Origin of the sequence: Ferribacterium limneticum (assembly GCF_020510585.1) — a bacterium.
In the GTDB taxonomy this organism is placed as follows: Bacteria; Pseudomonadota; Gammaproteobacteria; order Burkholderiales; family Rhodocyclaceae; genus Azonexus.
The window spans coordinates 1,621,997-1,646,523 of sequence record NZ_CP075190.1 but is presented as its reverse complement, the minus strand read 5'-3'; the positions used below and the strand labels follow the sequence as shown (position 1 = coordinate 1,646,523).

The 24,527-nt window shown below is 60.3% G+C and carries 26 protein-coding genes; 3 read left to right on the top strand and 23 right to left on the bottom strand.

The features are described 5' to 3' along the window. Positions 1–38: 38 nt before the first annotated feature. The 10 genes from KI613_RS08030 to KI613_RS07985 form a co-directional block, all read right to left on the bottom strand. Positions 39–1,334, bottom strand: coding sequence for an OmpP1/FadL family transporter (locus KI613_RS08030; RefSeq protein WP_226404837.1), 1,296 nt, complete (start codon positions 1,332–1,334; stop codon positions 39–41). A gap of 133 nt (positions 1,335–1,467) precedes the next feature. Next, complete coding sequence (locus KI613_RS08025) at positions 1,468–3,369, bottom strand: 3-hydroxyacyl-CoA dehydrogenase NAD-binding domain-containing protein (RefSeq protein ID WP_226404836.1); 1,902 nt, start codon at positions 3,367–3,369, stop codon at positions 1,468–1,470. 61 nt (positions 3,370–3,430) lie between these two features. Further along, a complete protein-coding gene (locus KI613_RS08020) occupies positions 3,431–4,714 on the bottom strand; it encodes an acetyl-CoA C-acetyltransferase (protein WP_226404835.1) in 1,284 nt (427 codons plus the stop codon). A gap of 2 nt (positions 4,715–4,716) precedes the next feature. After that, a complete protein-coding gene (locus KI613_RS08015) occupies positions 4,717–7,071 on the bottom strand; it encodes an acyl-CoA dehydrogenase (RefSeq protein ID WP_226404833.1) in 2,355 nt (784 codons plus the stop codon). A gap of 61 nt (positions 7,072–7,132) precedes the next feature. Then, the gene (locus tag KI613_RS08010) at positions 7,133–7,792 is read right to left on the bottom strand and encodes a TetR/AcrR family transcriptional regulator (protein WP_226404831.1); all 660 of its coding nucleotides are present in this window, start codon (positions 7,790–7,792) and stop codon (positions 7,133–7,135) included. An 82-nt stretch (positions 7,793–7,874) separates the two neighbouring features. Beyond that, entirely contained in the window at positions 7,875–10,763 is a 2,889-nt protein-coding gene (locus KI613_RS08005; protein WP_226404829.1) for a bifunctional diguanylate cyclase/phosphodiesterase, read from the bottom strand. Positions 10,764–10,946: 183 nt separating this feature from the next. Then, a complete protein-coding gene (locus KI613_RS08000; RefSeq protein ID WP_226404827.1) occupies positions 10,947–11,504 on the bottom strand; it encodes a dihydrofolate reductase in 558 nt (185 codons plus the stop codon). Then, positions 11,483–11,866 (bottom strand): dihydroneopterin aldolase, encoded by a 384-nt coding sequence (locus tag KI613_RS07995; protein ID WP_226404825.1) that lies wholly within the window; start codon positions 11,864–11,866, stop codon positions 11,483–11,485. Before KI613_RS07995 ends, KI613_RS08000 begins: the two co-directional genes overlap by 22 nt. A gap of 123 nt (positions 11,867–11,989) precedes the next feature. Next, positions 11,990–12,391, bottom strand: a complete 402-nt coding sequence (locus tag KI613_RS07990; protein WP_226404823.1) for a hypothetical protein — start codon at positions 12,389–12,391, stop codon at positions 11,990–11,992. Between the two features lie 36 nt (positions 12,392–12,427). Beyond that, positions 12,428–12,622, bottom strand: coding sequence for a hypothetical protein (locus KI613_RS07985; RefSeq protein WP_226404821.1), 195 nt, complete (start codon positions 12,620–12,622; stop codon positions 12,428–12,430). 498 nt (positions 12,623–13,120) lie between these two features. Here KI613_RS07985 and KI613_RS07980 point away from each other — a divergent pair, with 498 nt between their 5' ends. Beyond that, entirely contained in the window at positions 13,121–14,269 is a 1,149-nt protein-coding gene (locus tag KI613_RS07980; protein WP_226404819.1) for a WD40/YVTN/BNR-like repeat-containing protein, read from the top strand. Positions 14,270–14,282: 13 nt separating this feature from the next. After that, complete coding sequence (locus tag KI613_RS07975) at positions 14,283–14,540, top strand: MoaD/ThiS family protein (protein ID WP_226404817.1); 258 nt, start codon at positions 14,283–14,285, stop codon at positions 14,538–14,540. 92 nt (positions 14,541–14,632) lie between these two features. Here KI613_RS07975 and paaX read toward each other — a convergent pair whose 3' ends face one another. The 5 genes from paaX to KI613_RS07950 form a co-directional block, all read right to left on the bottom strand. Then, positions 14,633–15,562 (bottom strand): phenylacetic acid degradation operon negative regulatory protein PaaX, encoded by a 930-nt coding sequence (gene paaX / locus KI613_RS07970; protein ID WP_226404816.1) that lies wholly within the window; start codon positions 15,560–15,562, stop codon positions 14,633–14,635. Between the two features lie 222 nt (positions 15,563–15,784). Beyond that, positions 15,785–16,933, bottom strand: coding sequence for a DNA polymerase IV (gene dinB, locus KI613_RS07965; RefSeq protein ID WP_226404815.1), 1,149 nt, complete (start codon positions 16,931–16,933; stop codon positions 15,785–15,787). Positions 16,934–17,087: 154 nt separating this feature from the next. Beyond that, on the bottom strand, positions 17,088–18,296 hold the full coding sequence (nifS, locus tag KI613_RS07960; protein WP_226404813.1) for a cysteine desulfurase NifS: 1,209 nt from the start codon (positions 18,294–18,296) through the stop codon (positions 17,088–17,090). Between the two features lie 81 nt (positions 18,297–18,377). Beyond that, the gene (nifU, locus tag KI613_RS07955) at positions 18,378–19,274 is read right to left on the bottom strand and encodes a Fe-S cluster assembly protein NifU (protein ID WP_226404811.1); all 897 of its coding nucleotides are present in this window, start codon (positions 19,272–19,274) and stop codon (positions 18,378–18,380) included. A gap of 12 nt (positions 19,275–19,286) precedes the next feature. Then, complete coding sequence (locus KI613_RS07950) at positions 19,287–19,610, bottom strand: HesB/IscA family protein (protein WP_226404810.1); 324 nt, start codon at positions 19,608–19,610, stop codon at positions 19,287–19,289. 344 nt (positions 19,611–19,954) lie between these two features. Between KI613_RS07950 and KI613_RS07945 the strand changes: the two genes are divergently transcribed. Next, positions 19,955–20,461: a hypothetical protein gene (locus KI613_RS07945; protein WP_226404808.1), complete on the top strand. Its 507-nt coding sequence runs from the start codon at positions 19,955–19,957 to the stop codon at positions 20,459–20,461. Here the strand turns inward: KI613_RS07945 and KI613_RS07940 are convergent. From KI613_RS07940 to nifN, 8 genes are read right to left on the bottom strand one after another with little or no spacing between them, the layout of a single operon-like run. Next, a complete protein-coding gene (locus KI613_RS07940) occupies positions 20,388–20,804 on the bottom strand; it encodes a hypothetical protein (RefSeq protein ID WP_226404806.1) in 417 nt (138 codons plus the stop codon). The two genes, KI613_RS07945 and KI613_RS07940, sit on opposite strands and share 74 nt — an antisense overlap. Before the next feature lie 3 nt (positions 20,805–20,807). Continuing rightward, entirely contained in the window at positions 20,808–21,191 is a 384-nt protein-coding gene (locus tag KI613_RS07935) for a hypothetical protein (protein ID WP_226404804.1), read from the bottom strand. Then, positions 21,155–21,424 (bottom strand): ferredoxin III, nif-specific, encoded by a 270-nt coding sequence (gene fdxB / locus KI613_RS07930; RefSeq protein ID WP_226404802.1) that lies wholly within the window; start codon positions 21,422–21,424, stop codon positions 21,155–21,157. Before fdxB ends, KI613_RS07935 begins: the two co-directional genes overlap by 37 nt. Next, on the bottom strand, positions 21,421–21,639 hold the full coding sequence (locus tag KI613_RS07925) for a CCE_0567 family metalloprotein (RefSeq protein WP_226404800.1): 219 nt from the start codon (positions 21,637–21,639) through the stop codon (positions 21,421–21,423). Before KI613_RS07925 ends, fdxB begins: the two co-directional genes overlap by 4 nt. Before the next feature lie 14 nt (positions 21,640–21,653). Beyond that, a complete protein-coding gene (locus tag KI613_RS07920) occupies positions 21,654–22,115 on the bottom strand; it encodes a NifX-associated nitrogen fixation protein (RefSeq protein ID WP_226404798.1) in 462 nt (153 codons plus the stop codon). A gap of 4 nt (positions 22,116–22,119) precedes the next feature. After that, positions 22,120–22,563, bottom strand: a complete 444-nt coding sequence (locus KI613_RS07915; RefSeq protein ID WP_226404797.1) for a SoxR reducing system RseC family protein — start codon at positions 22,561–22,563, stop codon at positions 22,120–22,122. 8 nt (positions 22,564–22,571) lie between these two features. After that, positions 22,572–22,997 carry a NifB/NifX family molybdenum-iron cluster-binding protein gene (locus KI613_RS07910; RefSeq protein WP_226404796.1) on the bottom strand — a complete coding sequence of 142 codons (426 nt, stop codon included), beginning with the start codon at positions 22,995–22,997 and terminating at the stop codon, positions 22,572–22,574. 16 nt (positions 22,998–23,013) lie between these two features. After that, positions 23,014–24,417 (bottom strand): nitrogenase iron-molybdenum cofactor biosynthesis protein NifN, encoded by a 1,404-nt coding sequence (nifN, locus tag KI613_RS07905; RefSeq protein ID WP_226404795.1) that lies wholly within the window; start codon positions 24,415–24,417, stop codon positions 23,014–23,016. Positions 24,418–24,527 lie beyond the last annotated feature (110 nt).

Here is a 24,527-nt window from a genome sequence, read left to right as displayed (position 1 = left end):
GCTGGCCGGGGATTGAATTACGCACTGAATCAAAGTGTTTAGAAGGCCATGGAAAACTGGGCACCAAGGAGGAATGCCTGGTTATCGTAGTCACCGGTGACTCGGCCGCGGCCTGCGGAAGACTGGTTATTGTCGATCTCGGTATCCTTGACCAGCAGATAGGCGGCGCCTAGATCGAGCGTTGTCGTCTTCGACGGCTTCCACTGGGCACCGAGGCTGAACCAGGTACGGTCGTTGTCAGGCAGCGACACAAGGCGGGTCGTTGCGCCCTTGACCGGCGTCTGGTCGTAAGCGATGCCGGCCTTCAGTTTCCAGGCGTCGTTCAACTGATAATTCGCACCGAAGGCAACGCGCCACGTATCTTGGAAGTCGGTATCGAGCGTCTGCGCCACATTCCCGGCCACGGCACCAGCGCCGGTAGTTTGCGCGTTGACCACGTCAACCTTGGGAATGCTACTCCAACCGGTCCAAGACACATCGCCGAGCAGTTCGACACGGTCGTTCAACTTGTGCGTGGCACTCAGAATCCAGGTATCAGGCAGCTTGATTGAAGCCTTGGCTGCACGGTTAACCGTCGCACCGAACAGCGGCGCCCCGGAAACCTGTGCCAGCGGACCGGAGAACTCGAAATCCCCGTCCAAGTCGTACTCTGTCGTCGACCGATAGGACAAGCCAATCTTGGTCGACGGTGCGATCGTAAACAGTGCACCGACATTCCAGCCCCACGCGCTGCCATCCAGGTTCAGCGTCGCCGTCGTCCCCGCAGCCGAGACGCTGGTAACGGTCAGCGCCCTCTCATACTCAGCCTTGAGCTGCTGATAATTCACGCCACCGCCAATTGACAGCCATTCATTCGCCCGCCACGCGATCGACGGGTTGATGTTGATCGTCTGGATATCGAACTTGACCGACTGCGCAGCGCCATACCACGGGTTGTCGTACTTGCTCATCAGCCCAAACGGCGCGCCGATACCGAGACCGGCGTAGATGTCCTTAGTCAGCCGCCACGACAGGTAAGCATTCGGCACAAAGCCGGTGGCGCCGCCATCGCTATTGCCGGACAACACGCCCGTCGACGACGACGTGTTGGTGAACTGGTACTGGGTATTGATAATCGACAAGCCGGCGGATACCTCCCGGTCCTGAAGCTGGGTCATGCCGGCCGGGTTATAGAAGATTGTGCTGGCGTTGTCTGCCACGGCAGCCGAACCGGCGTAGGCGTTACCGAGTCCGCTGGCGTTTTGCTCCAGCAACTGGAATCCGGCAGCCGCAGCGCTGCCGGAAAATGCGATGGCGATAAGCGCCGGAATGAGGCGCAGGTTGGTTCTGTTCATTGATTTGTCTCCTGTTTTGTTATGTTGGGAGGAATTCTCCCGTCACTGCTACTACGATTAAATCTTAAACAAGCGTGTGAAACGCCGTTTGAATTGCAATATTTCAAACGCTCGTTGGAAATAAACAACACTGTTATTCCGTGCCCCGCCGAAAGTGCATGGGGCCGCCGGTGAAGGGGGCAAAACCCGTGCCGAAAATTACCCCGGCATCAGCCAGTTCTGAATCGGCAACAACACCATCAGCAACCAGTTTTTCGACCCGATCGATCAGCGGAGCGATCAGTCGCCCGGCCAGTCCGGCCGGTACGCTGCCCGCCGCAGCCTTGGCGGCCTTGCCCGAGGACCAGTCGTAGAAGCCCTGCCCGCTCTTCTTGCCGAGCAGGCCTTTGTCGACGCGCTCGATCAGGCAGCGCGGCGCTTCGGCGCCACCAGCCAGTTGCTTGCCGGCGGCCATGGCGATGTCGAGGCCGACGGTGTCGACCAGTTCGATCGGCCCCATCGGCATGCCGAAAGCGAGCATCGCTTCGTCCACCGTTTCCGGCGAAACACCCTCGTCGACCGCGCGCATGGCGGCCAGCATGTAGGGCGCGAGCACAGCGTTGACCAGGAAGCCAGGCTCGCTCTTGACCGGCAGCGGCAGCTTGTCGATCTGTTTTACAAACGCACAGGCGGCTTGCACGGCAGCCGGATCGGCCCGGTCGGCTTCGACGACTTCGACCAGCGGCATCATCGCCACCGGGTTGAAGAAGTGGATGCCGACCAGACGCTGCGGTTGTTGCAGAACCGTGCGCAGGTCTTCAAGCTTGAGGCTGGAGGTGTTGGTGGCGAGCACGGCCCCCGGCTTCATTCGCGGTTCGAGCGACTTGAACAACGCGTGCTTGGCCTCGACGTTTTCGAAGATGGCTTCGATGACGACATCGGCGTGGGCCACACCGTCGCCATTCGGGTCGGGAATCAGGCGGTCGAAGGCGTCGCGAATCTTGAGCGGCTCGCGCAGGCGTTTGCTGAACAGCGCGTGCGCTCGTTTCAGGGCCGGCGCGATGCGTTCCAGCGCCTGGTCCTGCAGCGTGACCGTCATGCCACGCAGGGCACACCAGGCAGCGATATCGCCGCCCATGACGCCAGCGCCGATGACGTGCACGCGTTTGGCCTTGAAATCAGAAGACTTGCCGAATCCCTTGAGCCGTTCCTGCAGGTGATAAACACGGACCAGATTGCGCGCCGTCGGCGAGGTGATGATGCGGTCGATGATCTCCGGTGCGGCCAGTGCGTTGCCGTCATGCTTTTCCCATAGATCGATGATGGCGTAGGGCGCCGGGTAGTGTTCCGGACGCGCCTTTTTCGCTACCTGCTTGCGGGCGCCGTTGGCGACGATTGACTTGAGCGGGCCGTTGAGCAAGCGCTGCATGAAAGGCAGCGACCGACGCGGCTGGCCGGAGAGCAGCAGTTGGCGGGCGGCCATTTCGATGACGCGTGGCGGCACGCAATCGTCGGCCAGACCCATTTTTTTGGCGCGTTTGGCATCGATGGTCTTGCCGGTCAGCATCATGTCGAGTGCGGCCGCCGGGCCGACGCGTTTCGGTAGCCGCAGCATGCCGCCCCAGCCCGGGAAGATGCCGAGCATGACTTCGGGCAGACCCATCTTGGTGCCGGATTCGTCGACCGCCAGCAGATAGCGGCAAGCCAGCGCCAGCTCCAGACCGCCGCCCAGGCAGTGGCCACGAACCAGCGCCAGCGTCGGGTAGGGCACGGCAGCCAGCCGGTTGAACAGGTTCCAGCCACGCGTCACGAGCGCCCTGCCCTTTTCCGCGGAATCGAGTTGCGAGAATTCCTCGATATCGGCGCCGGCAATGAAGCCAGCTTCCTTGCCGGAACGGACAATCAGGCCCTTGGGCGGCTGCTTGTCGAGTTGGTCGAGGATCTCGCCGAATTCGGCCATGACTTCGGCCGATAAAGAGTTGGCCGATTCGCCGGCCTTGTCGAAGATGGCGACGACGATGCCGTTTTCTTCCTTGGTCAGTTGCCAGTGTTTCATGCGCCGATCTCCCTCGTTGCTACGGTCAACCGGAAAAAATGCCCAAAATTGAAAATGGTTTTCATAGCGACTCCACGAGCATGGCGCCGCCGAGGCCGCCACCGATGCAAATCGTGGCAATCCCGCGTTTGGCCTTGTTCCGGCGCAAGACATTGAGCAGATGCAGCACGATGCGCGCCCCCGAGGCGCCGACCGGATGGCCGATGGCGATGGCGCCGCCATCGACGTTGAGCTTTTCATCGTCCAGGCTGCCCAAGGCGCCGGGCAGGTCGAGCTGTTCGCGGCAGTATTCGTCGGATTCCCATGCCCTCTGGCAGCCAATGACTTGCGCCGCGAAAGCTTCGTTGAGTTCCCAGTAATCGATATCGTTGAGGCCCAGGCCGTGGCGTTGCAGGATCGGTGTCGTGGCATGCACCGGACCGAGGCCCATCAGCGCCGGGTCGAGGCCGGCCCATTCGCTGTCGACGATCTTGCCGATGGGATTGAGGCCCCATTTCTGCACGGCCTCTTCCGACGCGAGGATCACCCAGGCGGCGCCGTCGGTGATCTGCGAGCTGTTGGCCGCCGTGATGTTGCCGTATTTCTTGTCGAAGAAAGGCTTGAGCTTGGCCATGCCGGCCATGCTGGCGTCGGCGCGAACGCCGTCATCTTCAGCGTATACCTTGCCCTGGCTGTCGATGACCGGAACGATCTCGCTGTAATAGCCGGCCGCCCGCGCCGACATCGCTTTCAAATGGCTTTTGACGGCGAACTCGTCCATCTGCTGGCGATTGATGCCGAATTTCCAGGCGATATTTTCCGCGGTCTGGCCCATGAGCAGGCCGACGACCGGATCGGTCAGGCCCTTCATCAAACCGATCACCGGCTTCAACAACTCGGCCAGCGGCAATTTCAAAAAATGGCCAATTTTCTGGTTGACCGTACGCAAGCTCATCATGCCGGCGAACCAGCGCACCATGGCGTCCGAATAGAGCAGCGGCGCCCGTGACAACGCATCGACGCCGCCGGCCAGCACGAGTTCGGAACGTCCACCCTGGATGTTGGCAATCGCCGAATCGATGGCCTGCATGCCGGAGGCGCAGTTACGCATCACCGTCCAGCCCGGCACCTTTTGGCCGCAGCCAAGGCGCAGGGCGACCATGCGGCCGATGTTGGTTTCGTCCGGCGAGGGCGCGGCGCAGCCGAGAATGACTTCGTCGAGATCGCTCGGTTCGAAGGGCTGGCGCAGCAGCAAAGCCCGGCCAGCCTGGGTGGCGAGGTCGGATGCGGCAAACACGCCCGGTCCTTTCTGCGCCTTGAGGAAGGGCGAGCGGGCGCCATCAACGACGTAAATGGTTTTACTCATATTCAGGCCGCCATCCGGCATTCGGCCGGCTTGTTGGCCGTGGCGACGCCGTAGTCAAACGGAAAATCATCGACATGCACGACGATGTCGCGCAGGTGATTGCGCTGCTTCATGATTTCGTAATCGGCAGCGGAAATCACCCCGGCCTCGAAGGCGACAATGGCGATATCACGGACATTGGCCAGCGGATTGTTGTCGAACTGCCCGTCCTTTTCGGCAGCGCGAATCCGGGCTTCGATCGGCTCGGCGAGCAGCGTTGCCTTGAGCGCCAACTCGATGGCACCAACCGGTTCGCTCTCGACCAGCGGCAGATAGCATTCGGCAGTCAGCCGGTCGCGAGTGGCAGATGGCGCGATCAAGGCCTTGGCGACCTGATGGCCGACCTCATCCGATGGCACGACATACGGATGGCCCCACGGGAAGATCGAGCGATGCAGGAAGGCCGCGATGAAACGGATCGGGAAGTTGGCGATGACGCCATCGAAGGCTTCCTGCGCCTTGTACATCGCGTCCCAGATCGCCCAGTGGGCGAGCGGCGCATCCTCCACCTGGCGGCCTTCTTCCTCGTAGCGCTTGAGCGTGCAGGAAATCAGATACATCTGGGCGAGGATGTCGCCAAGACGGGCCGACAGTTTTTCGCGCCGTTTGACGCTGCCGCCGAGGACCAGCAGCGAGATGTCGGCCATGAAGGCGAAGGCTGCCGAGAAGCGCGTCAGTTGCTGGTAATAACGCTTCATTTCCGGCGCCGTATCGACGTTGACCGTGGCAAAGTGCGAACCGGTCATGCCCAGCCACAAGGCACGAATGCCGTTCTTGATGGTAAAGCCAATGTGGCCGAACAGCGCCTTGTCGAAATCGACCAGACCCTGCTTCTGATCGGGATTCTGCGCCGCCTGCATTTCCGGCAGCAAATACGGATGGCAACGGATGGCGCCCTGGCCGAAGATGATCAGCGAGCGGGTCAAAATGTTGGCGCCTTCGACCGTGATGCCGATCGGCACCTGCTCGTAGGCCCGACCAAGGAAATTCGACGGGCCAAGACAGATGCCCTTGCCGCCGATGACATCCATGCCGTCATTAACCACCTGACGGGCGCGCTCGGTGACGTGGTATTTGGCGATGGCCGAAACGACCGACGGCTTTTCGCCGAGATCGACGGCACCAGCCGTCATCTTGCGCACGGCGTCCATCATGTAGGTGTAGGCGCCGATGCGGGTCAGCGCTTCTTCGACACCCTCGAACTTGCCGACAGCCATCTTGAACTGCGAACGCACGCGGGCATAACCGCCAACGGCGCGCGCCGTCATCTGAGCCATGCCGGTATTGGAAGATGGCAGCGAAATCGACCGGCCCGCCGCCAGGCACTCCATCAACATCCGCCAGCCGTGACCAGCCTTTTCCGGACCGCCAATAATGAAATCGAGCGGCATGAAAACGTCCTTGCCACGCGTCGGGCCATTCATGAACATGGCGTTGAGCGGGAAGTGGCGACGACCGGTTTCGACGCCCGGATGGTCATAAGGGACCAGTGCGCAGGTGATGCCGATGTGCTTCTTGTCGCCGAGCAGGCCGTCCGGATCATAAAGGTGGAAGGCCAGGCCGAACACCGTGCACACCGGGGCCAGCGTGATGTAACGCTTGTCCCACGAGACGCGCATGCCGAGCACTTCCTTGCCCTGATACATGCCCTTGCAGACGACGCCGGCATCGGGAATCGAGGCGGCATCGGAGCCGGCCCACGGGCTGGTCAGCGCAAAAGCCGGCACCTCGATACCCTTGGCCAGACGCGGCAGGTAGTGGTTCTTCTGCGCGTCGGTGCCGTAGTGCAGCAGCAGTTCGGCCGGGCCGAGCGAATTGGGCACCATGACCGAGACCGACAGCGCACTGGAGCGCGTCGACAGCTTGGTCACCACCTGCGAGTGGGCGTAGGCCGAAAACTCCAGACCGCCGTATTTCTTCGGGATGATCATGCCAAGGAAGCCCTTGTCCTTGATGTAGCGCCAGGCTTCGGTCGGCAGGTCGTAGAGTTCGTGCGTCACTTTCCAGTCATCAACGAGACGACAAGCTTCTTCGCATTCGTTGTCGAGAAAGGACTGCTCGGCCGACGTCAGCTTGGGCTGCGGATAGGCATGTAGCTTCTGCCAGTCCGGCTGGCCGCGGAACAACTCGCCCTCCCACCAGACCGTCCCGGCTTCGAGCGCATCGCGTTCGGTATCCGACATCTGCGGCAGCACCTTGCGATAGGTGGAAAAAATGGGCCGGGTGATGATGCTTCGGCGCAAGGGCCGAAGCAAAACCAACCCGGCCAAAGCCACCAGGGCAAGCGCCCCAAGCAGAGGGATGAGGTTGTTGAACATGCTGTTGTCTCCTTTTACGTCTTTTTAATTTTGGTCATTATTTCCGGTTGACCGCAGCAACCTAGAATTGCGGCAATGGGGCGCGCAGGCCACCAAGCAGGAAGGACATCAGGCGCGGTACCAGGCGATCCAGGCGATCCGTCGAATCCTCGTCCTCGATCTGCCAGTCGGTGACCAGACGCAGGGCATCGGTACCGGCAATGGCGTAGGACGTGGCGCCAAGCATGAAGTGGAAGCGCCAGACAATCTCGGCCTTGGGCACCTCGGGCAGCGCCTTGAACAGCGCCTCCTTGTAGCGATCCATGACCACCTGGTATTCGTGGGCCAGGAAGGCGCGGATAAACTCCGAAGGTTCAGTCAGCGTCCGCCCCAGCAAACGCAGGAAGGTCATGCCGCCACGATTCTCATCGCCGGCCATGCGCAGCAGCGTACCGAAGAAGGCGTCAACGATGGCCGACGGCTTGACTGCCTGGCCAGCCGCCTCGGCTTCCAGTTCGTCCAGCACGCGCATGCGCTCCTCATTGAGCCAGTCAAGGCGACGCCGGAAAACTTCCTGCATCAACGACTCTTTCGAGCCGAAGTGATAATTCACCGCCGCCAGATTGACGCCGGCCTCGCCGGTAATCTGGCGCATCGACGTGCCCTCGTAGCCATGCGCCATGAACAGACGCTCGCCGGCATCGAGAATTCGTTCGCGAGTATCGACAGTACGGTTTTCCATGGGGAGTCTCCTTGTTATTATGATTCATACGTTCGTTTTAATCATAATAACAAGGTTAGCCCAATGCAAGCTTTTTTAACGCTCAGGAATTGTGTTGCTGAATGAAGGTCATCACTTCAGCCGCCGGCACCGGGCGGCTATACAGATAACCCTGAACCAGATCGCAGCCGCGGCTGCGCAGGTATTCAAGCTGTTCGACGGTTTCGACGCCCTCCGCCACCACTTTCAGGCCCAGGTTGTGGGCCAGCCCGATGGTTGCGTCGCAGATCACCGAACCATCGGTGTCTTCCCCGATTTCCTCGACGAAGGAACGATCCAGCTTGAGGTGCTTGAGTGGGAACATGCGCAGGTAGCCAAGCGATGAATAACCCGTTCCGAAATCGTCGATGGCGACAACGATGCCCATGCTGTGCAGGATATCGAGGATGCGCACGGTTTCCAGCGGCTGTTCCATCGCCACCGACTCGGTAATTTCGAAAATGAGGTCGGCCGGATTCAGGTTGTAGGCTTCAATGATGCCGCGGGCGATGACCGGCAGGTTGCCGTTGCGCATCTGGATCGCCGATATGTTGATGCCCATCTTGACGCCGGAAAGTCCCGCCGCATAAAACTCGGCCAATTGCCGGCTGGCCGCCCACAAGACCCATTCGCCGAGCGGCTGGATCAGCCCGGTTTCCTCGGCGATACCGATAAAGGCGGCCGGCGCCAGCAGCCCTCTTTCGGGGTGCTGCCAGCGGACCAGCGCCTCGACAGCCGCAACCTTGCCGCTGGCCATGTCGATGATTGGTTGAAAGTGCAGGCGAAACTCGTCGCGGGAAAGGGCATGGCGCAGGCTGTGCTCGGTTTTCAGCCGATCTACCGCCACATCGTTCATCTTGGCGTCGAAAAACTGGAAATTGTTCCGGCCAGCCGCCTTGGCGTGATACATGGCGGCATCGGCGTTCTTCATCAAGGTCCCGCCGTCGAGCCCATCGGTCGGGAAAATGGCAATGCCGATACTGGGCGAGGTATAGAGATCGTAGCCGCCGATCTGGTAAGAATGCCCGACGCTCAACACCAGTTTTTCGGCGATCAGGGCTATCGAGCTGGTGTGGTCGACGCCGGAAAGCATGATGACGAATTCATCGCCCCCGAGCCGCGCCACCACGTCGCTGTCGCGCACGCTTTCACGCAGGCGCTTGGCGACCTCGATGAGCAGTTCATCACCCATGTGATGTCCGAGCGTATCGTTAATCACCTTGAAGCGATCGAGGTCGATGAACATCACGGCCACCCGCGAACCATCGCGGCGGGCCGTTGCCAGCGCCTGATCCATCCGCCCCTTGAGGCTCAGGCGGTTGAGCAGGCCGGTCAGGACGTCATGGTGGGCAATATGATGCAGGCGCTCCTCGGTCGCGCGTTCCGTTGAGACATCGGTAAAGTGGGCGATGTGGTAGAGGATTTTCCCCTCTTCATCGCGAATGACCGATATTGAAATCCACTTCGGGTAGATGCCGCCATCCTTGCGCCGATCCCAGATTTCGCCTTGCCAGAAACCCCGTTCTGTAATGTCCTCCCACATCCGGGCATATTCTTCGGGCGTCGTCCGCCCGGCCGAAAGAAAGCGTGGATTGCGCCCAGCCGCCTCCTCCGCGGAATAACCCGTCAGGCGCGTAAACGCCGGGTTGACCGTAATGATGTTGTTGTGAACATCGGTAATCAGGATGGCCTCACCGCTATGCTGGACGGCACTGGCCAGCAACTGCATCTGCGCCTCTGTCTCGTGCTGGACGCTGATATCCTGCGAGGTACCGATAAGCCGCAAGGGCTCGCCATCCTTGCCATACTCGGTCTCCCAGCATTCCAGTACATACTTGATCCGGCCATCGGGCATTTCCAGCCGGTGCTTCAGGCTGTCCGGCTCGCCCTGCGCCACCGACTCCTTCAGCGTTCGGTCGACAATGGCGCGGTCCTCGGGATGGATCTGGACGAGAAACTCGTCGTACGGCGCCGCGCCCTCGACCCTGGTGATTTCAAAAATCCGGTAGAGCTCGTCGGAGCACGTTACCCGCATCGTCGCCAGCTCGATCTCCCAACTGCCGAGCTGGGCAATTCGCTGGGCGGCGTTCAGTCGTTCGCCATTGCGGTGCAAATTGATGGCCGCTGCCAGCTCCCGCCGCCGGGCGCAAAACAGTTCATAGAGCACGATCATGAGACAAGCCAGCAGGGCAGCGCCAAACACGCCAACGATGAAAGTCCGCTGGCGCCATGACGCCATCACATCCGATTCCGACAGGCCGGCCAATACATAGAACGGATAGTGTTCAAGCATCCGGTAGCCGTAAACCCGTTTCACGCCATCGGACTGGGCGGCAAACTCGAGGACACCCTGACGCTTTCCTGCCGTGATCGACTGATGAACGGGATGCGACGAATCGAGTGGCCGGTTGATCTCGGCCGGCACCGGCGGTTGGCGGAGGACCAGAGCATGGTTGTCGCTGCGCCGGATCGCCACAGCACCGGAAGCCCCGAGGCGGGAGGCACTGAAGAACTGTTCGAAATAATCGATTTCGATCGCCGCGCTAACCATGCCGATGAAACGACCGTCGGATGCGCGAATGGCCCTGGCCGCAGCAATCGTATCCCGGCCGGTGATGCGCGACTTGACGACCTCCGAAAAAACGATCGCCCCGTCTTTTCCATTCCGGGAAATCTCGAAATATGACCGATCAAGCAGATTTACGTACTCACCGCCTCCCGAGAGATAGAGCACGTTTCCATCGGGAGCCACAATACGAAAACCGGCAACTTCAGGAAATGCATGCTGCAGACCGTCGAGCTTCTTCTCCATATCAGGACGAAAACGGCTGACGGCCTCGACATTCAATGACTCTTTCGGAACGTGCTCGGCCAGATCGTTCAGTGTCATGTCAACGCGCCGCAGGGTCGCATCGAATCGCGCTTCGAGCAATTCGGACTGACTACTGGTCATCGACCTGGCCTCGGCCCAGACCTCTTGATACGCGGACCACAATACATAGCCAAGCAGAACGAACCCGCAGAGTGCCAGAGAAACCAGGGCAATCCACAAGTGATTCCCATTGCGGGCATTCTGTCCGGGCATTGTCTTCATGTCTCGCGGCGGCTTAGCCAAACTCTCGAATAGCAATTCTGATCATACGGTATTCGAATTGCAATGCAGCGCCGGTAGCAGACGCGGGCTGGGCTGCCGATATTGAAGGAAGCGGCAGGTAACATCCTTGTTGCTATGCTGTTCCCGAAAAACCTTGACCGACTCTTCATGGATCGGCCATTGATCGAGCGGGATTTCGGCTGGAAACAGCGAATCGCCGGAAAATGCCTGCTCGATCCGGGTCAGGTAAAAACGATGACAATACGGCCAGGCTGCGGCGTAGACCGATGCACCGCCAATGACGAAAACCGGCTTGCCGGTGGCCAGCGCAGCCTGCAAGCCCTCCTCCACCGAGGCCACGCGGGTGCAGCCCGGACGCAATGCCAGATCAGGCTGACGGCTAACGATGAAGGAATCGACCGGCACCACGTCCATCGATTCATAAGTCAGGCGACCGATCACCAACGCTGCACCGTCCACCATTTTCTCGAAGTAGGCGAGCTCCTCGGGAATATCCCAGGGCAGCCAACCATCCCGGCCAATCATGCCATTACTGGCGACAGCTCCGATGGCCGAGATCACCGTTTGCTCTTTGCCCACTGCTCGCGTGTCAGGGAAAGTGAAATGGCCGGCGTCCCCTGCCCGTTATAGACGTGCGGCTTGTGCATCGAAACATGTGCCGAGCTAACCATAGCCATGCCAAAAATCGCGTCCATCACCTCGAGGATGCTCGACTCGAGGCACTCGCAGTGCGCATTGCCCTCCAGCTTGCGGATGGCCAGAAAGATCACTTCGTAATCGACCACCTGGCGAATATCGTGCGGATCGGCCACGGCGTCCATCGGCGCCCAGGCATCGGCATGGACGAGCACCGCCTGCGGCCCGTGTTTTTCGAGCGGATTACAGCCGGTACGCAGTTGAATGGTCGCATCCACAGAGGCGCACCAATGATTTTCGAGCACGAATCAGATTCCTTTTATGTCATTCAATATGGGTAAGGCAGAACGATACCAAACCTGGAGCCGATCAGCAGGCAAAAAAACAGGCGCCGCAGCGCCTCATAGCCGATCAACCAGACTATCGGATCAGGCTGTCACGTTGACCAGCGTTCCTGTCTGCTGACCGGAGGTGTTGACGACGGGGGCCGCAGTTGTCGCGGTGGCGCCTAGCGGCTCCGACTGAAGCACCTTGCTGATTTGCGTTTTCAGATCACCCAGCTTGCTCTGTACCTCACCCACCGAGTTCTGCGTCGCCAGATTCAATCTTGCCTGGCTGGCGTCGCCCTGCGCCTGTCTCGACTGAACCTGCAACGAACGGGCATTCTCCTGCGCGCGGTCGGCAACACTCTGCGCTGACCGTGCCTGAGACTGCAAGGCCGCAGCCTGCTGCTCTGCCTGATCAGCATTGCGCCGCGCCTGTTGCAGCTGGAGTTGCGCCCAAAGCCCACCACTGGCCGATTGAGCGCCTGATGCCGACGTTACTGCCATTTCGTCACCAATCGCCTGTTACGAATCCGTTTGTACCTAAGCCGTTACGTTGACCAATGTACCGGTCTCCTGACCCTCTGCATTCTTGACCGGACGCGGTGGCTCTTCCGTGCGCTCGACACGTTCTTCCGGACGCGGCTCGCGTTTCCCGGCCTGTTGCACCTGCTGCGCCTGAGTAGCCTGACTGGCCTGAGCACCCGTATTGGTATACGCACTGATGCTGGAATTCACTGATTGAATATCCATTTCTTCACCTCACAACGATAATTCCTGAACTAACTTTACACTATTCCGCAAAATATTCCAGAAGTATCCACTGCGACCGATACTTCAAAAATCACAAAATCAACAAGGAATCTAACAGTGCCCTGGCTTTGGGTTGGCGAGCTACATTCCCAGATAAGCCGCCCTGAGCAATTCATTAGCGATCAGCTCTTGGCCGTTATCGCTCAAGGTAACCGGGTTCCGGTTTCGAGCAAATTGATGAGCGAGGAAACCGCCCGGCGCATCACCCGCCTGCGCGCTACCGCTGAAGCGCAAGAGGGCATTGCCACCTTCCTCGGCAAGGGTCCACCGGGCTGACTGGCCGGAGAGTGCTGCATCCTTCCGCAATGCCTCAGAAAAACCGAACTTCGCGCTGAATCCTAGTCAAATGCAATTCACGAATTGATCCCGAATGCAAGCAGCATCAGTGGCCCAAGTGGCTACCGGCGCCGTAAGGAGCGAACGATGAGCACACTGGATACGAAGCAAGGTCAACTGGTTCTGCTAGTGGCAACCCGCAAGGGCGCCTGGCTGTTTCACACGGACGCAGCGCGGCAGTCGTGGCGGGTCGATGGCCCGCATTTTCTCGGCCAGATCATCAATCATCTGGTACTCGACCCACGCGACGGGCGTACTCTTCTGGCGGCGGCAAAAACCGGCCATCTCGGGCCGACCATCTTCCGCTCGACCGACCTCGGGCAAACCTGGCAGGAAGCCGCCAAACCGCCGGCCTTCGGTCCGGCCATTAACGGGCTGGGCGCCCGCGCCGTCGACCACACCTTCTGGCTGACTCCCGGCCACGCTGACGAACCGGGCGTCTGGTATGCCGGCACCTCGCCGCAGGGCCTGTTCCTCTCGGAAGACGGCGGCATGAACTGGGCGCCGTTCTCGTCCATCAATGACGACCCGCAGTACCGTCAGTGGTTCGGCACGGTGCAGGACGGCACACCGGATGGCCCGAAGCTGCATTCGATCATCGTCGATCCACGCGACGCGCAGCATCTGTACTTCGCCATGTCGGGCGGCGGCGTGCATGAGTCGCACGACCGTGGGCTGAGCTTTACGCCGCTCGTCGACGGCATGGAAGTGGTCGAAGGTTTTGATCCAGCAGACACCAGTTTTCACGATCCGCACTGCCTACGCATGTGCCCCAGCAATCCGGACCGCCTCTATCAGCAGAATCACTGCGGCATCTACCGACTTGACCAGCCGGACACCCGCTGGCGACGCATCGGGCGTAACATGCCCAAGGAGGTCGGCGACATCGGCTTCCCGATGGTGGTGCACCCGCACGATGACCGCACGGCCTGGGTTTTCCCGATGGACGGCACCGAGGTTTGGCCACGAACCAGTCCTGATGGTCGTCCAGCTGTCTATGCCACGCGCGATGGCGGTGAGACCTGGCAGCGGCACAGCAACGGAATGCCGGCTGACCAGGCATGGTGGACGGTCAAGCGGCAGGCCATGACGGCCGACAAACAGGGTACCGTGGGTCTTTACTTTGGCACCACGAGTGGCGAACTGTGGAAGAGCCGCGACGAAGGCCAACAGTGGGCATGCCTGGCGCGCCACCTGCCGGAGATTTATTCGGTCGAGGTGGGATATCCGCGTTGAGCCGATAAACACAATGCGCGTACTAATTCCGAGCGCTCTGCACTCCTACACGACGCAGCCCTGGGTCGAAGCCGGGGGCAAGACAGTCGGCGAGGTACTCGACGATCTTGAGCGGCAGTTTCCCGGTATCCGCTTTCGCATGGTCGACGAGCAGGGGCGTATCCGGCGGCACATCCGGCTGTTTTACCAGCGCGAGATGGTGTTCGATCTGGCCACACCGCTGCCGGCGGATGGTGAACTGCTCATCGTCCAGGCGCTAAGCGGCGGCTAGAAAATTCCAACCGCAAGCAGATCGAAATACCTGACGTGGTGCCGCTGAGCAAACTGAAAAAACGAGGTAGCTGATCAGGCGATCAGCGGGTCTTACTGCGAAAAACGCTCAGGCAGCATCCCGTCCTCGCCGGGAACGCTGCCGTCCGACAGGCACAGCATCTTGTCGAGATGGCGGCTGGAAAGAGGCTCCAGCCGCTTGTAGAGTTCCTTGCACAGCAAGCGGGCCTGCTGGCCCGGCCAATCGCCGGGGAGCAAAACTTCCGGCAGCTCCGGATCGCGCAACAGGAGGCGTCGATAGTCGTGGATGAGCAGGATGCGGACGAGGAAGGCATCCTGCTCGCTGACATCGGCCAGATGATCACGTCGCAACTCGTCGAGAATCGGCTGGTAGGCCGCCACGAACTCGCTATAGGCTTCAGCCAGCACCCCGAGGTCCCAGGCACGGCGGACCAGATCGGAATCACTGGCCGAGAGCGCCGAGCGGGAATCGGCGGCAAACAGGGGCAGCAAGGTAGCCAGGGCGGATGACAAACCCTCGGCTATCAGGGCATCGAGCACACTGGACAGCTCGGCGCTCGGGTGCACAAAACAATCGCCACCCAGAACACCGAAACCCTGCCAGAACAGGGCCCGGCGAACCTGCTCACGAACTTTTGGCGCCAGGTTGCCGACGACCAGAATCAGGCGCCAGCGTCTGTCCCAGAGCGGTGCGTGCGAGGCATAAATGTGCCGGGAGGCCGCCTCGAAACGCCGCCGACCGGACGGTGTCAACACGTAATCGGCACGCCGGCCTATCGTTTCCGTGCGCAGCCATTCATCCTTGGCCAGACGGAATACCGATGTACGAATCAGGCGTTCGTTGAGTTCCAGCGGTTCGAGCAGGCGAATCAGGCTACCCAGCCAGATCCGGCCACCACGCGGCAGGATGGCGTCACCGAAAACGGTGATGATGAGCGAACCCGCCCGAACCCGGCGCTGCTGGCGGAACTCATCGAGACGGGATTGGATGGCAATGCTCACAACGATTGGCCAAGTCGGAGGCGTTTAATTCAGCTAGCGGGAATGTAGCCCGCCAAAGTTTACCCCAAGCTGGGTATCATTTTTATGGTGCATGCGAAATACGAGAACCGATTGGCAGCCTGATCCATAGGCCAGGATCAAGCAATAGCGATACAAATCAGGTTGGATTTCGTAAAACGCCGTACCTCTAATAACGCGAGCCCGGCAATTTTATAGTCGCACCTACAGAGGCAGCTCAGCCTGCATCGCCGACGGAGCGATTTCATCACCCCCAGCCTCCACCAGGCCACCGGCACGAACACCGAGCAAGCGGATGCGCTGGTCGAGCGGCACACGCTTCAAGCAAAGGCCGGCCGCTTTCCGAATCGCGGCGCCGTCGCTGACCGCGACCGGCAAGGTCACATCCCGGGTAACCGCCTTGAAATCCGAATATCGAATCTTGATACCCACCGTCCGGCAGGCGTAGCCTTTTCGCACCAGGTCATCACCAACGCGCAGACATAACGAGGTAAACACTTCTGACAATTCGGACCTGTCCGCTTTGGCGTGCAAGTCCCGCTCGAAAGTCGTTTCCCGACTGATCGACTTCGGTTCTGACTCGGTGACCACCGGCCGATCATCGATGCCATGCGCGATGCGATGCATCCACAGCCCGGTACTCCGACCAAACTTGCTGACCAGAAACTCCTGCGGCGTGGCCGCCAGTTCACCGATGGTCCGAATGCCATGGTGCTCAAGGCGCTCGCTGGCTTTCGGCCCGATCCCATTTACTTTCTTGGCGACCAAAGGCCAGATCCGTGTCGGAACGTCTTCCATCGAAAGAATCGTCAACCCATTCGGCTTCTCGAGGTCAGAGGCAATTTTGGAGAGCAGTTTGTTAGGCGTCACGCCAATCGAACAGCTCAGCCCGGTTGCGGCAAAAACTGCATCCTTGATGCGTTGAGCCAGGACGCGGGTTTCCTCCAAAATGTCGCTCAGATCGACATAAATTTCGTCAATTCCACGGTCTTCGACATTCGGCGCAATCGCCCGGACAGCCGCCTTGAACAGGCGCGAATAGTGGCGATAAGCCTCGAAATTGGCCGGCAGAAGAATAGCCTCCGGAGCCAGCTTCGCCGACTTCATGAGCCCCATGCCGGAAAAAACGCCCAAGGCCCGGGCCTCGTAGGTCGAGGTGGTAATCACCCCCCGCCCCGTGTATTCACTCAAACGGGAAAAATGCCTGGAGCCGTCGGCTTGTACCACCGGCTGATGAATACTCCGCCCACCGACCACGACGGCCTGCCCGCGCAATTCGGGATAGCGAAGCAACTCGACCGAGGCGAAGAAAGCGTCCATGTCGAGATGAGCGATGCGACGAATACTGTTCATATAAACAGTATATCAAAGCATGTGTTGCAGGTTCCGTTCAAGACAAGCAGCTATCGAAAAAAAGAGCCCCGGAATTTCTTCCGGGGCTAACCGAGGTTGCTGCAGAGAGAGACTGTTCGCACTCACCGGGTGTGCCCGGTGAGCGTTTATGCCGTCAGGCGTAAGTCGGGGCGAAGGCGGCTTCGGGATTGGTGGCCGGGCCCTTGTCGGTCCAGTACGGCGAAAGTTTGCGCAGTTGCGCGACGATGGGCGGGACCGCTGCGATAACGCGATCGATTTCCTCTTCGGTGTTGTAGACCGACAGCGAGAAGCGGATCGTGCCGTGCGCGGCGGTGTAGGGAATGCCCATGGCGCGCATGACGTGCGATGGTTCGAGCGAGCCGGAGGTACAGGCCGAGCCTGAGCTGCCGGCAATGCCTACCTTGTTGAGCAGCATCAGAATGCCTTCACCTTCGATGTATTCAAAGGCGATATTGCTGGTGTTGGGCAGACGGTTGGATACATCACCGGTCGGGAAGCAGTGGGTGATCTGGCTGAGCAGCCCCATCTCCAGCTTGTCACGCAGGCGGCGGACTTCGGTGTTTTCGAATTCCATTTTCTGCATGGCCAGTTCGCAGGCCATGCCGAGGCCGACGATGGACGCCGAGTTCTCGGTGCCGGCACGACGACCACGTTCCTGATGACCACCACGCAGCAGCGGACGGAAGCGGCAGCCGCGGCGCAGGTAGAGGACGCCGATGCCCTTCGGTGCGTGCAGCTTGTGACCGGACAGCGAGAGCATGTCGATCTTGGTGTTCTTGAGATCGATGGGAATCTTGCCGACGGCCTGCACGGCGTCGGTGTGGAACATGATGCCCTTGGCAGCGGCCATTTCGGCCATCTCGACGACCGGGAAGATGGTCCCCGTCTCGTTGTTGGCCCACATTGCCGAAACGATGGCGACGCGGTCGTGCAGCAGCGACCGGTACTCGTCCAGGTCGATGCGGCCCTTCTTGTCCACCTTGAGCTTGTGGACGATGTAGCCTTCCTTCTCGAGCCAGTCGCACAGCGTCAGGATGGCCGGGTGCTCGACGTTGGTGGTGATCACCGTGTTGCGTTCCGGCTGGGCCTTGAGGGCGGAGAGGATGGCGGTCGAATCGGACTCGGTGCCGCAGGAGGTAAAGATGATTTCCGAGTCATGCTCGGCGCCGAGCAGCGCCTGAACCTGACTGCGGGCCTTCTTCAGCGCCTTGCCGACTTCACTGCCAAAGGCGTGAATCGACGAGGCATTGCCGAAATGCTCCGTGAAGAACGGCAGCATGGCTTCGACCACAGCGGGATCGACCCGCGTCGTGGCGTTGTTGTCCAGATAGATCGGTTTCATGGCGCAGTCCTCGGTTTCTCTGTTGAGGTTGGGATGATTTCGAATTTGGCCGTTTTTTCCGGTTGACCGTAGCAGTCTCGATCAGGCCTCTACGGGCATGTGCGACGACGGCAGGACCTGGACCAGCTCACCCAGCGTTTCGATCATCTTCTGCTGGATGCCGCCGAGGGTGGCCGCTTCCATCATGCAACCGGAGCAGGCGCCCTTGAGATGCACATAGATCTTCTTGCCCTGGACGTCGGCCAACTCGACATCGCCGTGATCGCGCTGGAGCATCGGGCGAACCGATTCGAGCACTTCCTGGATCTTGGCGATCTTCTCGACGATCGACAGCTTTTTGGTCGGCGGCTTCGGTGCTTCCGGCGTAGCCGGGCAAGCCGGCGGCGGCGAAACTTCGCCCGGACCGGCGCGCTCGGCCATGACCTTGGCCAGAATTTCCTCGATGCCTTCGTGGCAAGCCGCACAACCGCCGCCAGCCTTGGTGTAGAAGGTCACTTCCTCGACCGTGTTGAGGTTGTTGGCCTTGACCACGTCCTCGATCATCACGGCGTCGATGGCGAAACACTTGCAGATCAGCGCGCCTTCTTCGTGGTCATCGGACCACTCTTCGCCACGGTAGTTGGCGATGGCGGCCTGCAGGGCTTCGCGGCCCATGACCGAGCAGTGCATCTTTTCCGGCGGCAGGCCGTCAAGGTAATCGGCGATGTTCTGGTTCGACACTTCCAGTGCCTGATCCAGCGTCATGCCCTTGACCATTTCGGTCAGCGCCGACGACGAGGCGATGGCCGAACCGCAGCCGAAGGTCTGGAAATGCGCGTCGAGAATGACTTCGGTTTCCGGCTCGACCTTGAGCATCAGGCGCAGCGCGTCGCCGCACTGGATGGAACCAACGTCACCGATACCGTTCGCTTCTTCCAGCGGGCCGGAATTGCGCGGGTTGAAGAAGTGTTCGCGAACCTTGTCTGAATATTCCCACATGACTATTGCTCCTTAGACCGAGAACGAAGAGCCGCAGGAACACTGGGCGCTGGCGTTGGGATTGTCGAACTTGAAACCGGTGTGGGTCAGCGTATCGACGAAATCGACGGTGACGTTGTCGATCATCGGCATGGTCATTGCATCGACCAGCACCTTGACGCCTTCGACTTCCAGTTCCCAGTCGTCTTCAGCCTTCTCGGTTTCGAGCTTCATGCCGTATTGCAGGCCGGAGCAGCCGCCACCGGAAATGGTCAGGCGCAGCCCGAGCACAGGTGTTTCAGAACCGCGGATAAAACGTTGAACAGCCTTAATGGCAGCGGGGGTCAGATTGATCATGGCGATTCTCCCAGAGTAGATGACCTGATCTTGCAAGGGCCGTGCCACGCCAGAAATAAAAATATAAATACTTAATTTTCAGCAACTTGGCTAAATCATGAAGCCAAAATTACCTTGTCAGGTTCACTACAATCCCTGACAGATACCGCACTGGAAGCCGACGGTGCGTAGCAAAAACCGGGAACCAAAACCGGGTTTTGCCGTTCTATCACTTGCGGAAAGCAAGGCGCCACGGCATTCTCCGCGCCCGGCATCCGGCAATGGCCGCCCTGGAAGCGTTTCCGGAGGCAGACAGGTACGGTCCGTGCTAATTACTGTTCAGATCAACGAATCGATACAACAACATGACCGCCCCCTGGCAGAGAAGCTTCCTGGATTTCGCCGGCCCCGGCATCGACCGGCCCTCGGACATGCTGCGCGTGACCGATGATGAAGCGGCAGACATTCTGGCCAAGTTGGTCGCTCAGGCGTGGTCTACACAATTGCCGACCAGATCGCTGCGAAACTCGGGCTACACCATCCGCCATACCCGTGCAGGATTCAACACGGCGATTTTCAGGGTCGGCCGCATCGTCGGCTTCTATGCCGGCTCCTACCTGTGGATTTCAGCAGAACATCGCGGCAAGGGATTGTCCACCCCGCTGATCCTCGCCGCCGCCGAACAGCGGGGCGGCAGCATCATGCCACCGGGCGTCGTCCTTCAGGGCTACACCCCGGCCGGCCTGGCGGCCCACCGGAAAGCCCACCGCCACGCCATCCTCGAAGCCACCGAACGCGTTATCCCAGGACGTGCTCGTACGCCCGACGCAGCAGATTTCGTTCGACTTCGCTTAGCTGGCGCGACTCGGTAATTGCGATGAAACGGCCGTGGAGTCGGTCAGCCGCCGCGAAAGGCGGATCAATGCTGGCAAACGCCGCGAGCAACACGGGCACATCGCCCTCCGGCGTATCAACCCAGGCCTGAAAATCAGCCACCGGCTCGACTGCGCCCTCGGCCAGCCCGAGATGAGCCTCGGCTTCGCGGACGACCGCCGTCGGATGAAACTGGATGGTCGGCGAGAAATCTTCATCACGCAGCGCCGACAGTGCCGGCAGCGGCTTGAAGGCGACAACGCCCGAACTCAGGCAGAGAAAGCGGACGCGACCGCTGGTCCCATGCTTGTGAATGAGCAGCAAACGGGGCAAAACGGTCATGGGCTACTTGGCGTACTCGACAATGACGGGGTCGCCGCTCAATTTCTCGGGCCGCCCCCAGACCTGCACCGATTCGACGTAACTGTCTTCCCGGGCTGGATGCTGGAGCAGCACCTGATACTCGGCGAAGACGCGGCCGTCGGGGAAAAAGGTGACCGTTCCAAAACGCTGCTTGCCGCGCCAGGTAGCGATCACGCTGATTTCCTGCGAGTACGGATCGACTTCCTCGGCGAAAGTCGCCTCGGCCCACACCGGCTCATCGCCGATAGTCAGGCCGAGTTTTTCCACCTGGCCGCGCAAGGCGGTGCACACCGCCTCGCCGTACGCGGAATCAGGCAGCGCGGCCATGATCAGGCCGGTGCGTAGGTGTAGCAGTCCTTCGGACAAACCCGTCCGCAGGAGCCACAACCGATGCAGTCAGCCGGATTGGCCAGCGACATGACCATCATGTTGTCGTCTTCGTCATCATCATCGTCGTCCAGCTCACGCTCGACGAGATCGAGAACATTGCGCGGGCAGACCTTGTAGCAGCGGCCGCAGCCGATGCACTTGGCCTGATCGAGGCTGGTGGCGAATTGCGGCGTCCATTCGGTGCCGCCTTTGGTGAGTCCGGTAATCATGCTGGTTGTCCTTTCTGCGCTGCAGCGAGTCGGGCACTGGCATCGGCCCACGCCTGGCAGGCATCGTAGGTGGATTGGGAAAGCGCTGGAATTTCGCGAAAGCCCGCCGGCAGGCGGTCTTCCACGAGGTCGTGCATCTGCGAAGCCCACTCGGAAGCGATCCGCTTGAGCTTCTTGACTTCCTTGTCGAGGGCGGCCAGTTCTTCGTCAGTCATGTTGCCCCCTGCCCTTACAGCCCGGCGACGTTCGGGTACTGACCGATACGTTCCAGGGCGATACCGAGCATCTTGTCGGCGTCGTCCTTCATCTTGGACAGGCTGGGGAAGCCGAAGCGATGCACGTCGCGCAAGGTCTTTTCAACAGCAACCAGCTTGCCGACGGTAATGATGGCGCGGCCGAAACCTTCGTGGGTCAGGTGCACGAGCGGCACGGCGAGCAGCTTGCATTCCTTTTCGATAAGCACGGCGATGGCGTTGTAGAACGCCTTGACGCGGGAGATGGTCTCGTCGTCCGGATCACCGATCATCGGGATGTTGGCCTTGCGTTCCTTGGTCAGGATGTAGGGATCGAGGATCTTTTCGACCGTCCAGCCGGCATAGGTGCCGTAGGTATCGAGCGCGCGCATCTGGCGGGCCATCTCCTTGACGAAATCGGTTTCAAAGATGGGATCGGCGGCAATGGCTTCAGTCATGGTGTTACTCCTTGTGGAATGCGCTGGATTGATTGGAAATCGGGATAAGTTGCGGCGCCGGCATGAGGCCGGGCACCAGACCAATGGCAACGCGGGCAACAGCCAGCGCACCGAGGAAACCGGCAATGGCGCCGAGTGCCGTGGCACCGTCGCTGCCATCGAGCAGCGAACCGAGCCAGGCGCCAAAAATCATGGCGAAGGCGGGGAAGAGATAGCCGAGCAAGGCCGAGAAAGTCAGACGGCTGGCCGGCAGCGCGATCATCACCATGTCACCGGCCTTGATGTCGCCGCTGACCGGCAACGTCAGCAAGGTGGCTGGACGGCCGCTAGCCATTTTGCCGATGCCGCAACTGCTGCCCTGCCCGCAGGACGAACAGCCAGCCGTTTCCATGGCCACGATGGCCTTGCCCGCGTCGACGCGCTGGACGATGCCGCGGTGTTCGATCATGTTGGCGCTCATCCTTCCCACCCTTCTTCTTCCATGGAAGCGAAGCGATTCTCTTCCTTGGCCTTGGCCTGGGCGGCGATGGCACGGTCAATCCAGACCACGCCGCCCTCGCTCATCGCTTTCGAAATTTGCCCCAAAAGCTCGTCGACCGCGTCAACCTCATCGACGCGAATCGGCTGGATGCCTTTGGCCAGGAGCTTCTTGATCGCCGAAGCGCCAATCGCCATGACATAAACCCCGGCGCAGCCTTCGAGGAAATCAACCTTGGCGCCGAGCTTGTCCTCGTTGCCATCCATCGCCTCTTCGGCGAACTCGGCGACACCAACCAGCGTCGCCTTGTCCGGCGTCACTTCATAGATCACGAAGCCCTCGGCCGAACCGAAGTGCTGATTGACCCGCGTCCGGTCAGTTGAGGCGAAGGCGACCTTGATCACGGCGTCCGGCTCCTGCCTAATGGACCAGACCAGCTGCAGCCGACGAGATGACATGTTGTTTGCTGACGCCATCGCGGTCGTCGGCCCAGTAGATTGATCGATAGGGTGCGAGTTCATGGTGTTGTCCCAGCATGAGGTTGGCGAGATCGAACAAGGCCTGCCGCGTACCGCGGTAGCCCACCCAGGTGCGGGCGTAACCGCCCACATGGTCGTATTGCGGAAAGCCAGCCCGGAGCAGCGGCAAGCCCAGCCGCGAAGCGGTGTCGGCGGCATGGGAATTGGCGACGATCAGTTGCGCGCCATTGCTGCGTGCCTCTTTTTCCATATCCTCCAGGTCACCGACGATGATCTTTTCGATCGGCAGCGCCGCCAGGCTTTCGTGCTTGTGCGTGGCAACGGCGCTAACAATCTCGGCCCCCATGCTGGTCAGGAAACGGACCTGCATGCCGACCAGATCCGGGTCGCCGGCCAGCGCAACGCGGGCGAAGCCGATCATGAAATGGCTGTCGACCATGGCGTCCTGCAACTGGGCACGATGGCGTTCGATTTTCTCGGGCACCGGCTTGCCGGAAATCTCGGCCAGCGCCTGGGTGAAAGCGTCGCAGTCGTCGAGGCCCATGAGGCCCGCGAAATGGTAGTCAGGCACGCCAGTCCGCGTCTTCAGGATGGTGGCCGCCTTGAGCAGCGAGGGGCCGACGACCAATGTTGCGGTCGACTCGCCCATGATCTCGATTTCCGAGCGCGGCGTACCACCGATGGTCAGCGATGAAGTCTCAGCTTCGGTCAAATGTCCATCGAGCGAATCGCCAATGTCCGGAACGACGATGGGGCGCAGGCCGAAGGCTTCGACCCACTCCTTGATCGCCTCGATATCGCCCGGCGTCAGCATGGCCGAGGCCAGCACATTGACCTGCTTTGGCCTTTTGCCGACGCAGGCGCTTTCCGGCACCAGCGTTTCGATCAGCGCTTCAATAGCCAGTGCGTAGCCGCTTTCCAGGCAGCCGACGTAATCCGGCGTATTCACCGGGACCACGGCGACATGGTCGAATTCCGGGTGCGCCCGGCGGAAATCGCCGACACAGCGACGAATATCGGTGCCCTGCGTTTCCGACAACCCAGTGGTCACGAGGCCGATGATGTCCGGCTTGCTCTTGTCGGACAGCGTGCGCAGCGCCTCGATCACATTGTCGTCGGCACCCATGATGCTCGACACCTGATCCATCGCCGTCGTCTGCAAGGGAATCGGCTCGCGAAAATGGCGCACGAAGAACACCTTGCCGAAGGCCGTGCAGCCTTGCGAACCATGCATGAGCGGCAGGCTGCGGTTGAGGCCGAGGAAAGCCAGCGAGGCGCCGATGGTCTGGCTGACCTTGAGCGGATTGACCGCCAGCGCCTTCTTGGATTGGATGATTTCAGCCATGACGACATTGCCCGAATGGAGTTACCACATCCACAGCAAGGAACGCGCCAATCTAAAACAACCGCAAAAACAAATAGATAATGAAAATACGTAGTGTCAGAAACCAGACA

Excerpts from the sequence above, each read along its gene's own strand:
- KI613_RS08015 (WP_226404833.1), bottom strand. The coding sequence starts at position 7,071 with ATGTTCAACAACCTCATCCCTCTGCTTGGGGCGCTTGCCCTGGTGGCT.
- KI613_RS07925 (WP_226404800.1), bottom strand. The coding sequence starts at position 21,639 with ATGACTGACGAAGAACTGGCCGCCCTCGACAAGGAAGTCAAGAAGCTC.
- nifN (WP_226404795.1), bottom strand. The coding sequence starts at position 24,417 with ATGGCTGAAATCATCCAATCCAAGAAGGCGCTGGCGGTCAATCCGCTC.
- KI613_RS08005 (WP_226404829.1), bottom strand. The coding sequence starts at position 10,763 with ATGACCAGTAGTCAGTCCGAATTGCTCGAAGCGCGATTCGATGCGACC.
- fdxB (WP_226404802.1), bottom strand. The coding sequence starts at position 21,424 with ATGATTACCGGACTCACCAAAGGCGGCACCGAATGGACGCCGCAATTC.
- KI613_RS08010 (WP_226404831.1), bottom strand. The coding sequence starts at position 7,792 with ATGGAAAACCGTACTGTCGATACTCGCGAACGAATTCTCGATGCCGGC.
- nifU (WP_226404811.1), bottom strand. The coding sequence starts at position 19,274 with ATGTGGGAATATTCAGACAAGGTTCGCGAACACTTCTTCAACCCGCGC.
- KI613_RS07980 (WP_226404819.1), top strand. The coding sequence starts at position 13,121 with ATGAGCACACTGGATACGAAGCAAGGTCAACTGGTTCTGCTAGTGGCA.
- KI613_RS07915 (WP_226404797.1), bottom strand. The coding sequence starts at position 22,563 with ATGATCGAACACCGCGGCATCGTCCAGCGCGTCGACGCGGGCAAGGCC.
- KI613_RS07945 (WP_226404808.1), top strand. The coding sequence starts at position 19,955 with ATGACCGCCCCCTGGCAGAGAAGCTTCCTGGATTTCGCCGGCCCCGGC.
- KI613_RS07940 (WP_226404806.1), bottom strand. The coding sequence starts at position 20,804 with ATGACCGTTTTGCCCCGTTTGCTGCTCATTCACAAGCATGGGACCAGC.
- KI613_RS07950 (WP_226404810.1), bottom strand. The coding sequence starts at position 19,610 with ATGATCAATCTGACCCCCGCTGCCATTAAGGCTGTTCAACGTTTTATC.
- nifS (WP_226404813.1), bottom strand. The coding sequence starts at position 18,296 with ATGAAACCGATCTATCTGGACAACAACGCCACGACGCGGGTCGATCCC.
- KI613_RS07990 (WP_226404823.1), bottom strand. The coding sequence starts at position 12,391 with ATGGCAGTAACGTCGGCATCAGGCGCTCAATCGGCCAGTGGTGGGCTT.
- KI613_RS07920 (WP_226404798.1), bottom strand. The coding sequence starts at position 22,115 with ATGACTGAAGCCATTGCCGCCGATCCCATCTTTGAAACCGATTTCGTC.
- KI613_RS08020 (WP_226404835.1), bottom strand. The coding sequence starts at position 4,714 with ATGAGTAAAACCATTTACGTCGTTGATGGCGCCCGCTCGCCCTTCCTC.
- KI613_RS08025 (WP_226404836.1), bottom strand. The coding sequence starts at position 3,369 with ATGAAACACTGGCAACTGACCAAGGAAGAAAACGGCATCGTCGTCGCC.
- KI613_RS07975 (WP_226404817.1), top strand. The coding sequence starts at position 14,283 with ATGCGCGTACTAATTCCGAGCGCTCTGCACTCCTACACGACGCAGCCC.
- dinB (WP_226404815.1), bottom strand. The coding sequence starts at position 16,933 with ATGAACAGTATTCGTCGCATCGCTCATCTCGACATGGACGCTTTCTTC.
- KI613_RS08030 (WP_226404837.1), bottom strand. The coding sequence starts at position 1,334 with ATGAACAGAACCAACCTGCGCCTCATTCCGGCGCTTATCGCCATCGCA.